7 protein-coding genes and 3 pseudogenes are annotated in these 11,795 nt (G+C 56.8%); 8 read left to right on the top strand and 2 right to left on the bottom strand.

Features of this window, described 5'->3' with window-relative positions:
• Window positions 1-59: 59 nt before the first annotated feature.
• The 4 genes and pseudogenes from AB4N85_RS10440 to AB4N85_RS10425 form a co-directional block, all read left to right on the top strand.
• Window positions 60-2,330: pseudogene (locus AB4N85_RS10440) on the top strand (DUF637 domain-containing protein); the annotation flags it as partial.
• A gap of 478 nt (window positions 2,331-2,808) precedes the next feature.
• A pseudogene (locus AB4N85_RS10435) lies at window positions 2,809-3,084 on the top strand (hypothetical protein); the annotation flags it as partial.
• Window positions 3,085-3,638: 554 nt separating this feature from the next.
• On the top strand, window positions 3,639-4,070 hold the full coding sequence (locus tag AB4N85_RS10430; RefSeq protein ID WP_460067957.1) for an Imm42 family immunity protein: 432 nt from the start codon (window positions 3,639-3,641) through the stop codon (window positions 4,068-4,070).
• Window positions 4,071-4,213: 143 nt separating this feature from the next.
• On the top strand, window positions 4,214-4,726 hold the full coding sequence (locus AB4N85_RS10425; RefSeq protein ID WP_371857529.1) for a hypothetical protein: 513 nt from the start codon (window positions 4,214-4,216) through the stop codon (window positions 4,724-4,726).
• A 54-nt stretch (window positions 4,727-4,780) separates the two neighbouring features.
• Here AB4N85_RS10425 and AB4N85_RS10420 read toward each other — a convergent pair whose 3' ends face one another.
• Window positions 4,781-5,824, bottom strand: coding sequence for an LLM class flavin-dependent oxidoreductase (locus tag AB4N85_RS10420; RefSeq protein ID WP_101155121.1), 1,044 nt, complete (start codon window positions 5,822-5,824; stop codon window positions 4,781-4,783).
• Window positions 5,825-6,027: 203 nt separating this feature from the next.
• On the opposite strand from AB4N85_RS10420, the pseudogene AB4N85_RS10415 reads away from it, so the two are divergent.
• Both AB4N85_RS10415 and AB4N85_RS10410 read left to right on the top strand, forming a co-directional pair.
• Window positions 6,028-7,068, top strand: a pseudogene (locus AB4N85_RS10415) (cache domain-containing protein); the annotation flags it as partial.
• Window positions 7,069-7,206: 138 nt separating this feature from the next.
• The gene (locus tag AB4N85_RS10410; protein WP_370593578.1) at window positions 7,207-7,974 is read left to right on the top strand and encodes a methyl-accepting chemotaxis protein; all 768 of its coding nucleotides are present in this window, start codon (window positions 7,207-7,209) and stop codon (window positions 7,972-7,974) included.
• Window positions 7,975-8,114: 140 nt separating this feature from the next.
• On the opposite strand, the gene AB4N85_RS10405 is transcribed toward AB4N85_RS10410, so the two are convergent.
• A complete protein-coding gene (locus AB4N85_RS10405; RefSeq protein WP_016775037.1) occupies window positions 8,115-8,600 on the bottom strand; it encodes a flavin reductase family protein in 486 nt (161 codons plus the stop codon).
• A 323-nt stretch (window positions 8,601-8,923) separates the two neighbouring features.
• On the opposite strand from AB4N85_RS10405, the gene AB4N85_RS10400 reads away from it, so the two are divergent.
• The gene (locus AB4N85_RS10400) at window positions 8,924-10,330 is read left to right on the top strand and encodes a purine-cytosine permease family protein (RefSeq protein ID WP_016775036.1); all 1,407 of its coding nucleotides are present in this window, start codon (window positions 8,924-8,926) and stop codon (window positions 10,328-10,330) included.
• Between the two features lie 249 nt (window positions 10,331-10,579).
• Window positions 10,580-11,680: a polyamine ABC transporter substrate-binding protein gene (locus AB4N85_RS10395; RefSeq protein ID WP_016775035.1), complete on the top strand. Its 1,101-nt coding sequence runs from the start codon at window positions 10,580-10,582 to the stop codon at window positions 11,678-11,680.
• Window positions 11,681-11,795 lie beyond the last annotated feature (115 nt).

Genomic DNA, 11,795 nt, shown 5'->3' with positions numbered 1-11,795 from the left:
GGCCACCTTCAAATTCGCGTCGAGCGTAAAAGCGGCGGTGACCTGCAGCTCGATGCCGTCGCAACATCTATTTGTCCTCGGCCGGAGATGAATACAACGTCGAAACCCATAGCAAGGACGGCAAGAAACGTGTCCATGAACAGGACGACCACACTGTTCAGAAAGCCGCCGAGTTCATCGCCGGCGGCGACGTAAAAACCAGTTCCGGCCGTGACACCACACTGGTCGCGAGCAAAATCAGCGCAGGCAATGAAGCCTACGTCTACGCCGGTAACGACCTCAATCTGCTGGCCGCGCAGAATAGGGACCACACGCTCTATGACATGAAGGAGAAGGGCGGTTTCGGCAACCTGAAACTCCAGCGCGACGAAGTCACCCAGGTCACCCACGTCGGCAGCGAAATCAAGACCGGCGGCAACCTGTCTCTGGTCAGCCTGGGCGACCAGCATTACCAGGTGGCCAAACTCGACAGCGGCAAGGACATCCTCCTCGACAGCGGCGGCACCATCACCTTCGAAGGGGTGAAGGATCTGCATGACGAGAGCCATACCAAAACCAACAACAACGCCGCATGGGTCTCGGCCAAGGGTCGCGGCAACACCGACGAAACCCTGCGCCAGACGCAGATGATCGCCAAGGGCAACATCGTCCTGAAAGCGGTCGATGGGCTGAAGATTGATATCAAGGATGTGAGTCAGGAGTCCGTCAGCCAGACCATTGATGCGATGGTCAAGGCTGATCCGCAACTGGCGTGGTTGAAGGATGCGGAGGCTCGGGGAGATGTTGATTGGCGGCGCGTGAAGGAGATTCACGAGTCGTTTAAATACAGCAACTCGGGGCTTGGCCCGGCTTCGCAGATGATTATTGCGATCGTGATGGCTGCCTTTGTCGGGCCTGCTGCGTTCGCTTCGCTAAGCGCGAGCATGGGCACAGCCTGGGCCGCAGGCCTCGCCGCTGTGGCAACAGGTGCAGCCACAAATGCCACGACCAGTTTTATCAATAACGGCAGAAACCTTGGAGCGGTTTTCGCGGACGTTACTTCATCCGATGCACTGAAGGGCTATGTGATTTCCGGAGTGACAGCCGGATTGATGGCCGAATACCTGAACCAGCTGACGGGTATGAAATACGATCCGAATACCGGAAAGTTGCTCGGCCCGTCGTTAGCCACGTGGGAGGGCGTCGGTAGATTCGCTGGAAGCCAAATCATCCAGGGTGGCACTTCCGCGCTGATCACCAAGGCAGTCGGCGGCGATGCAAGTGCCGGTGACGTTCTGAAGACGGCTCTGTTCAATACCGTCGCAGCGTTCAGCTTCAACATGGTGGGCGATCTCACGCAGGGCGTTCTGGATGATGGCTCAGCGGGCAAAATCATCATTCATGCGGCGGTGGGTGGGCTGTTGTCGGAGATGACCGGCGGGGATTTTGCGACAGGCGCGTTGGCGGCTGGTGCGAATGAAGCGCTTGTTGGTGAGATGAACAAATGGTTCAAGGGCAATCCTGAGTTGTTGCTCATGGGGTCGCAGATTGTTGGGGTGCTCTCCGCAACTGCGCTGGGCAATACTGATCAAGAGTCATTGGAAAACGCCTCTTGGGTTGCCAACAATGCGACACAGTACAACTTCCTGAATCACCAGCAAGTAGACGATCTCGTCACAGAGTTGAAGGGCTGTAGAGCGAGCGAAAATCCAGCAGCCTGTCGAGAGAAAGTGAAGGATACCTATGCGAAACTGAGCGCGAAAACCAGTGGATCCGAACTGTTCAAGTGCGAGGGTTTCGATCAGTGTAATGGTCAGACGAACGCCGCTGAAGGGGGAACGCTGGCGCTTGAAAACTACGATGCAAATGGCGGGTTAAGTGCTGAAGAGCGAGCGATTGTTCAGGATTTCCAAGACTCGAACCACACGGACGAGCTGAACTCTCACCATAAAACGATGCTGGGTGATCATGCGGAAATCGCTGGGACGATTCTGACTGGAGGGATCGGGGCTGGGAGCAAATTGGTTGGCAAAACCGAGGAGGTTCTGGTTGGTGCAAAAGGTGCGGCGGATATCGGAGCCTTAGACGACGTAGCTCTTCCCGGCTTAGGTTCGACACCAGGCCTACTCTCGTCACCTAGCATTCCATCGGGAGCAGGACTTGGTGGTTTCAAATTTGGACTAAGCGCGGGTGAAATAAACGCCATCAATTCAAAATTTGATGGTTCAATATCGTTTCGAAGCGTGGATACGGCTATTGCAAACGCCAGCAATTATAAGAGATATCGCAGGGGGGGCATCTGTTTGATAATGGGAATAAACGAACGGCTGTTGAGGTTGTGGAGCGGCTAATTATAAGAAACGGTGTCGATGGTCCGCCAAAGCAGGTGATATGGAATGTCGTAGATAAGGTTGCTACAGGGAAATTAACAGATGTTAAAGATATTTCTAACGCATTGAGAGGTCTGGATTGATGTCTTGTGATCCTTCTGATAAATATGCTGCTCGTTTTGGGTTTTTAGATATGAATAGTGTGCATCTGGATGATTTCATTCAGATTATGGAGCTGGTGGCAAAAAAATGCGAAGGATTCTTTATATTTAAAATCGACGGTGAAAGGAAGTCCGATATTTATACTTTTGTTCTAAATGCCTCTTCGCAAAGTAACGTGGTTCTAAGAAAGGACACAGATAATATACGAGAAGGTATGAGGTTTTTTTTCTGCGAGCTTGAAAGAGCTGGAATCTACCTCTGACTAAAGAGTTGGCAGGTTCGGCAGTCGAAAGCTCAGCGTATCTAGAAGTGCGGTGTGTGGCTTCTTTCGGGAATGGTCGGCAGCGAAATCGAGACCGGCGGCAACCTGTCGCTGATCAGCCAAGGCGACCAGCATTACCGGTGGCCAAACTCGACAGCGACAAGGGCTTCGTCCTCGACAGCGGCGGCGCCATCACCTTCGAAGGGGTGGAGGATCTGCATGACGAGAGTCACACCAAAACCAATAACAACGCCGCGTGGGTCTCGGCCAAAGGTCGGGGCCAACACCGACGAAACCCTGCGACAGACCCAGATGATTGCCAAAGGCAACATTGTCCTGGAGATAAACGGGGACAGATCACCTTTCAATTCGCGTCGAGCGTATAACGCGATGGTGACCTGAAGCTCGATGCCGGTCGCGACATCAGCGTCGTCGCCATCGCCGAAGCTACCGGCAACCTTACCGCCGAGGCCAAGCGCGACATCAACATGTCCTCGGCCGGTGATAAGCACAACGTCGAAACCCATAGCGAGGACGGCAAGAAACGCCTCCATGAGCAGTACAACCACACCGTTTAAAAAGCTGTTGAATTAATCGCTGGCGGCGACGTAAAACCCAGCTCGGGCCGTGACATCACTTTGATCGCGGGTAAGATCTGCGCAGGCAACGACGTCTACACCGGCAATGACCTGAACCTGCTGGCCGCGCAGAACAAGGACCATACCCTATGCGACATGGAGGAGTAAAACGTGGTCTGTCCCCCGTTTTCAAAATGGCAACGTCCACCGATTTGAAGGGACGAATGGTGGGTTTCACTGGAACGGTAGTACGGGTGACGCCGGCAACCAATTGTCGGCTAGTTATATACCGGCGGCGGTGCAAAAAACGCTAGGAGTAAGATTGAAGTGATTTACGGTGAGCCTTTTATATTCTCAATTCAGTTTGATGTCGTGAGGGATTGGAATGATTCAAGTTGTTTCTGGGCAAATGGCTTGTTTTCGTTGTTTGTTTGTGGGGAAAGGCTCCTTGATGTGGTGGATGTAGTCGAGCTTAAAACTGCCGTGAACTTCTACGCAAAAATGGAGTTCGAAAATGTAGAGGAGGGCGATTCGGCGATTTCTGCAAAAGAATTATTTGCTTCCGCGCATCGTTATTTCTTCAAAGGAGAGTCCGCCATTTTAGAAGGCGTGCAAGATATAACGTGCACCTTTTTGGGAGACGCCGGTCTGTTTATTTTTTTCAAAAAACAGCGCATGCAGACAGACTGGTCTGGAGTAAGGACTTTGGCAACCTTGTCCATGAGGCGTTGCTGCCTCGGGGGGCAGTGGTTGGCGTAATTGAAAGTATTGAAGAGTTGTAGATGTTTTGTGGTAGTTGTAGCGATGCAGGTTTGTTGAACTCGAAGAATCTGGCCGCTACTCTTTGAAAAGGTAAGAAAGAGTTGATTAAAGCCGGACTTTTGCTGCTTTTTATTGTCCTGATGGCAGGCTGCCATTCCAACGTCAGAGACTCTTCCCCCAGTCTATTGAAGGATGGTGTCCAACTTCAGCAAAGAACGGCAACGCCAGATGCACAACACGCCAAAGTCATCATGAAATCGACAGGCTACACATATCCTGTCGAGTGCTCGGTTCGCCGTGCTACAGATCCTGATCGGCGAATGGAAGTGATGGGTACTGTGGTCGATTCCGAGCGGGGTAAGGTATTCGGCTGGATCGCCAAGCTTAACGAAGCGGCCAATAGCGCCACGTTCAAGCACTTCCCTCAGTTGGAAGCGCAAGCCAATGCCGACGAACCCTTCGAAGTGTCGGGGCGTTCCAACGGCATGGGCACCGGCAACACTTATAGCTGCGGGCCGCTGAGCAGTACCTTTACGCCGGAGCGAAGCAAGGTCTACCTGGTGGAGTTTCAGTTTGTTGGGCGGGGTTGCGAGCAGCGTGTTTACGATGTCACCCAGCCGGGCCAGCGCATTCCCGTGATCTCTAAAAACTAAAGCCCCGGACAAGTCCGGGGCCTTTTAGTGGGTCAGAGACCGTCCGCCGAGTAATCAACGAAACGCCGGCACCACATGCTTGATAAACAACTCCAGCGATTTCTTCTTCTCTTCATGCGGCAAGCTGTTGTCACACCAGAAACTGAACTCATCCACCCCCAGTTCCTGGTAATACTTGATCCGCGGAATGATCTCTTCCGGCGTGCCGATCATCGCGGTCTTGTGCAGGCTCTCCAGTTCAAACTCCGGACGTCCGGCAAACTTCTCTTCCGGACTCGGCGCGAGGAAGCCATTGACCGGGGTTTGCTTGTTGCCGAACCAGGCATCGAACGTGCGGTAGAAACGTGAGATGGCTTTGGCGCCAACTTGCCAGCCGTCCGGGTCGTCGGCGGTGTGCACGTGGGTGTGGCGCAGCACCATCAATTGTGGGCGCGGTACGTCTGGGTTGTTGTCCAGTGCAGTCTGGAATTTGTTCTTCAGGTCGAGGACTTCTTCGTCGCCTTTCATCAATGGCGTGACCATCACGTTGCAGCCGTTGGCGACGGCGAAGTTGTGCGAGTCGGGGTCGCGGGCGGCGATCCACATGGGTGGGTTGGGCTTCTGGATCGGTTTCGGCACGCTGGTGGAGGTGGGGAATTTCCAGATGTCGCCGTCGTGGGCGTAGTCGCCTTGCCACAGGGCGCGGACCACCGGGACCATTTCGCGCAGGGCCTGGCCGCCGCTGGAGGCGGGCATGCCGCCGGCCATGCGGTCGAATTCGACTTGATAGGCGCCGCGCGCCAGACCGACTTCCATGCGGCCGTTGCTGATCACGTCGAGCAGGGCGCATTCGCCGGCGACGCGCAGCGGGTGCCAGAACGGCGCGATGATGGTGCCGGCGCCGAGGTGGATGGTGGTGGTTTTCGCTGCGAGGTAGGCCAGCAGCGGCATCGGGCTTGGGGAGATGGTGTATTCCATGGCGTGGTGTTCGCCGATCCACACGGTGCTGAAACCGCCGGCCTCGGCCATCAGGGTCAGTTCGGTCAGGTCTTCGAACAGTTGGCGGTGGCTGACGCTTTCGTCCCAGCGTTCCATGTGTACGAACAGGGAAAATTTCATGACGCTACCTCGAGTCTTTTGTAATTGGCCGGTCGTGTGCGGGCCTGTCGAACTGACGTGAACGCTGCGCGCTCGCGAGTCTTCTCACCATTCAAGCACGCCTTCGAGGACGGCTGTTCGGTTGATTGATTATTGGTATACCATAATACGGAGTATCCGCAAAATATTTCTGACCGACACTTCGAACAAGGAAGGCGCAAGCAATGAACATAAAACAAAAACTGACTCTGGCGTTTGCGGTAATCGCCAGCCTGCCGGTGTTACTGGTGGCAGCGCTGATCATCCTCAATGTCCGCGAGGGCGCGCGCGACACCTTTACCGACAGCACCGGGCGCGAAGTGCGTCAGGTGGAAAACGCGATGCAGCTGTTTTTCGAGGGCATCAGCCAGAACGTTGCTTACCTCGCCGAGCATCCGCAACTGCAGAGTATCGATACCAGCCTCAAACGCTACCTGAGCAGCGACGCCGCGCAAGTGCCGCTGGGGCCGCAGGATCAACAGCTGTTCAAGCTGTTCGACGGTCTGGCCAAGGCGCACCCGGCTTACACCTATCTATCTGTCGGCACCGAGCAGGGCGGTTACCTGTTCTGGCCGGGCGATGCGCAACTGGCCAACTACGATCCGCGCCCCCGGCCCTGGTACAAAACCGCGATGGCCAATCCCGGCAAAACCCTGCGCACCGAGGCCTATTACTGGGCGGCGGATGACGTGGTGCTGGTGAGCACTGTGCGCAGCTTCAACAACCAGTTGGGCAGCAATGCCGGCGTGGTCAACATCGATGTGTCGCTCAAGCAATTGACCGACCTGGTCAAGCAGATCCGCCTCGGTGAGAGCGGTTATCTGATGCTGATGGAAGCCAACAACACCGTGCTGGTCGACCCGAGTGATCCGGCGCACAACTTCAAGAAACTCAGCGATCTCGGCGACGGTTATCAGCAACTGGCCGAGGCGGGCAAAGGCCTGGTCGAGGTGCAATTGGCCGGCGAGGATTACATGGCGCTGGTCTGGCCGTCGCAGGCGTTGGGCTGGCGGTTTGTCGGGCTGGTCAAGGCGAGCGAAGTGATGGCCGGGGCGACACGTTTGACCTGGCTGATCGGCGCTATCGCTGTAGTTTGCGCGTTGCTGTTTGCGATGGCCGGTGCGTGGTTTGCCGGACTGATGGTCAAGCCGATTCGTGGTGTCGCCAGTGGTCTCGAAGGCATCGCGCAAGGCGAGGGCGATCTGACTGCGCGACTGGAAGTCCGTGGGCAGGACGAAACCGCGCAACTGGCGGGCTGGTTCAACCAGTTTCTCGAAGCGATTCGTACGTTGATTCAGCGTATCGGCCAGGCAGCCGGGCAGATTCACAGCAGCTCCGGCAGCGCCACCGAGGTCTCGGCGGAAATGGCCGACGTCGCTTCGCGTCAGCGTGAGGCGGTGGACATGGTTTCTACGGCGTTTCACGAAATGGTCGCCACTTCCAACGAGGTTGCGCGCTCGTGCAGTCAGGCGGCCGACTCGGCAGACAACGGTCAGCGTCAGGCACACACCGGGCAGCAGCAGATCGATGCGGCGGTGAGCAACGTCGGGCGCTTGAGCCAGGAGATCGGCCACAGTGCCGAGTCGATGCAGCAACTGGAACAGGACAGCAACGACATCCAGTCCATCCTCGGCACGATCCGTTCGATTGCCGAGCAGACCAATCTGCTCGCGCTCAACGCCGCCATCGAAGCCGCGCGCGCCGGTGAACAGGGCAGGGGCTTTGCTGTGGTCGCCGATGAAGTCCGCGCGCTGGCCAAACGCACTTCCGACTCCACCGGTGAGATTGACGCACTGCTCGGCAATCTGGCGCGGCGCACCCACCAGATGGGCAAGCAGATGCACGCCAGCCTCGAGGTGTCACAGGAAACCGTGGTGTCGATCAACGAGGCGCGGGCGAGTTTTGAATTGATTCGTGAATCGGTCGACGTGATCCGCGACATGAACACGCAGATCGCCACAGCGGCGGAGGAACAGCATCAAGTGGCGGAAGACATCAATCGGCACATCAGCCAGATTCATGGCGATGCGCAGTTGGTGGCGAGCCTGGCGGATTCAACTCGCCAGGATGCGCAGAACCTGACGGCGTTGTCGCAGACGTTGAATCAGTTGGTGAGCCGGTTTAGGACCTGACACGGTCGCCCAGGCAACACCAAAACCGGTGGGAGCGAGCCTGCTCGCGAAGGCGTCGGGTCAGTCAAAAATGTAACAACTGACACATCGCATTCGCGAGCAGGCTCGCTCCCACATGGGATATCCGAGATCTGGTGAAATCACGCCACAACCGGCAACGCGCCCATCTTGCCGTGGCAATACACCAGCGGTCCGGCGACCTGCTCGGGGACGATCAGGTTCTTCACTGCGCCGACCATGATCGCGTGGTCGCCACCTTCGTATTCACGCCACAACTCGCACTCGATCACCGCCGTCGCATTGGCGAGGATCGGGTTGCCCAGTTCGCTCAAAGTCCACTCGATGCCCTGCGCCTTGTCCTTGCCTTTGCGCGCGAAGGCATAGGCCTCGCTTTGCTGCACGCTGGACAACAGGTGAATCGCAAAGCGTTTGTTCTTGATCAGCACGGGATAGGAATCGGAGCTGTAGTTGGGGCAGAACAGCACCAGCGCCGGGTCCATCGACAACGAGCTGAACGCGCTGGCCGTCAGGCCGACGATCTGGCCGTCGTCGTCCAGCGTGGTGATGACGGTGACGCCGGACGGGAACGAGCCCATGACTTGTTTGTAAATGGCAGCATCGATCATTGGGAGGTCCTCGGGTGGTGTGACGCGGTTATTATCGTTTGTAGGTCTGATGGTATACCGTAATACATATCTTGCAAGAGCTTTTCTGGTGAACCGATAAACGTGCCGCTTTCGTCGGAAACTCAGTGTTTACGGGGCTTTCAGCTAGCCGGTCAGGGGTGGGATCAGCGAGGATAGCGGATCAGACAGCGACAGAATCAGCGGATCAGGCTTGTGCAAAGTTTGGAATACCATAATATGGTCTGCATCTGAGGGGCGACCCAAGAGTCCTCCCGGTTTGGCTTCATACAAAGATAAAAACAGACAAACTCGAGTTCATGCATATGTCCCAGATGTCCCGGCAAGATCCGTTGATCGAGAATCATACGGTCGATTACGTCCCACTCGCGGAACGTCACGGGAAGGCCCGCGATCTGTTCACTCTTTGGTTCAGCACCAACATTGCGCCACTGCCCATCGTCACCGGCGCCATGGTGGTTCAGGTGTTCCATCTGAATCTGTTCTGGGGGCTGCTGGCGATTGCGCTGGGGCATATGATCGGCGGCGTGGTGATTGCGCTGGCCTCGGCGCAGGGTCCGCGCATGGGCATTCCGCAAATGGTCCAGAGTCGCGGTCAGTTCGGTCGTTACGGCGCACTGCTGATCGTGTTCTTCGCGGCGCTCATCTACATCGGTTTCTTCATTTCCAACATCGTGCTGGCCGGTAAATCCATTGTCGGCATTGCGCCGTCAGTACCGGCGCCGCTGAGCATTCTGATCGGCGCGCTGGCTGCTACGGCGATCGGTGTGATCGGCTACAACTTCATCCACACCCTCAACCGCATCGGCACCTGGGTGATGGGCGGCGCGTTGCTCGCCGGATTCATCTACATTTTCGCCCATGACTTGCCGGCGGACTTCCTGACGCGCGGCAGTTTCAATCTCTCCGGCTGGCTGGCGACGGTGTCGCTGGGGATCATCTGGCAGATCAGCTTCTCGCCGTACGTCTCCGACTATTCGCGATATCTGCCAGCAGACATCGGTATCGCCAAACCGTTTTGGGCGACTTACTTGGGCGCGACGCTGGGCACGATTCTGTCGTTCAGTTTTGGCGCGGTGGCGGTACTGGCGACGCCGGAAGGCACTGAAGCGATGGCAGCGGTCAAGCAGTCCACCGGCTGGCTGGGGCCGATTCTGATGGTGCTGTTTCTGCTCAACATCATCAGCCACAACGCGCTGAATCTGTATGGCGCGGTGTTGTCGATCATCACCTCGATTCAGACCTTCGCCAGCCAGTGGACGCCGAGCATCAAGGTGCGCGTGGTGCTCTCGAGCGTGATCCTGGCCGGATGCTGCGTGGTCGCCCTCGGTGCCTCGGCGGATTTCATTTCCGAATTCATCGGACTGATTCTCGCGTTGTTGCTGGTGCTGGTGCCGTGGGCGTCGATCAACCTGATCGATTTCTATCTGATCAAGCGCGGTAACTACGACATCGCCTCGATCTTCCGCGCTGACGGCGGGATTTACGGGCGCTTCAACCTGCACGCGATCATTGCCTATTTCATCGGCATCATCGTGCAGCTGCCGTTTGCCAACACATCGCTGTACGTGGGGCCGTACGCCAATCTGGTGGAAGGTGCCGACCTGTCCTGGCTGGTCGGTCTGGTGGTAACGGTGCCGCTGTATTACTGCCTCGCAACCCGTGGTCAGGCGCAGCAGAGCAGGGCGGCCAGGCTCGGCTATACCGACTGATCCCAACGGCAACACAGCAATGCCCGGCCCAGTGCCGGGCATTTTTGTGTGCGTATCTCGGCGGTCAAGCAAATTGGCCATATCGATCCCCTTTTGGCCTGCCGCCTACTGTCATCGCGCTACGCTGTCAGCAAGAATCGAAACCATAACAACAGGCTCGACCTTTTTTGCCCTTGGCTATCGTTACAGCCACTGCCGTGTACAGAACATAAAAACCATCGATCTCACGTCGCATTCGGGGAAACAACCATGGTCACGATCAAACGCATTCTGGGCGCCACCGTGTGTGGCTTGACGCTGCTGGCCAGCGCCGTCCAGGCCGAGCAGCGCGAACTGCGGGTGTACAACTGGGCGGATTACATCCTGCCGTCAGTGCCCAAGGACTTCGCCGAGCAAAGCAAGATCAAAGTGACCTGGGACACCTTCGACACCAACGAATCCCTGGAAGCGAAACTGCTCACCGGCAACTCCGGTTACGACCTGGTGGTGCCGTCCAATCAGTTCATCGAAACCCAGATCAAGGCCGGCGTGTTCCAGAAACTCGACAAGTCGAAACTGCCGAACTGGCAGCACCAGGATCCGGCCCTGCTCAAATTGCTCGACGCCAACGACCCCGGCAACCAGTACGGCGTGCCATACATGTACGGCACCGTGCTGATCGGCTTCAACCCGGCGAAGGTCAAGGCCGCCCTGGGCGACAACGCGCCGGTGGACAGTTGGGATCTGGTGTTCAAGCCCGAGAACATGGAAAAGCTCAAGGCCTGTGGCGTGGCGATGCTCGATTCGCCGTCGGAGATCCTGCCGCTGGCCCTGCATTACCTCGGCCTTGATCCGAACAGCCAGAACCCGGCGGACTATGAAAAGGCCAAGGCCTTGATGATGAAGATTCGCCCGTACGTGACCTACTTCAACTCGGCCAAGTACATGACCGACATCGCCAACGGCGACATCTGTGTGGCGATCGGTTATTCCGGCAGCTTCTACCAATTCGGCAATCGCGCCAAAGAGGCGGGCAATGGCGTGGTGGTCGACTGGCGTTTGCCGAAGGAGGGCGCGCCGATCTGGTTCGACACGTTCGCCATTCCGAAGAGCGCGAAGAACGTCGCCGAGGCCCACGAATTCCTCAACCACTTGCTCGACCCGAAAGTGATCGCACCGATCAGCGATTTCCTCGGTTACCCGAATGCCAACAAGGACTCGATGCCGCTGGTCAACAAGGACATCACCGACAACCCCAATCTGACCCCGACCAGCGAAGCGCTGAAAACCCTGTATGTGGTGCAACCGTTGCCGCAGAAAATGGAACGGGTGCGCACGCGGGTGTGGACCAGTATCAAATCCGATAAATAAGAGCATCGCACTTCAAATGTGGGAGCGAGCCTGCTCGCGAAAGCGGTGTGTCATTCAACTCCTATGTTGAATGATCCGGCGTATTCGCGAGCAGGCTCGCTCCCACAGGTGGGTT

Source organism: Pseudomonas sp. H1_G08, from assembly GCF_054681355.1.
This window is presented reverse-complemented; position numbering and strand designations above follow the sequence as displayed.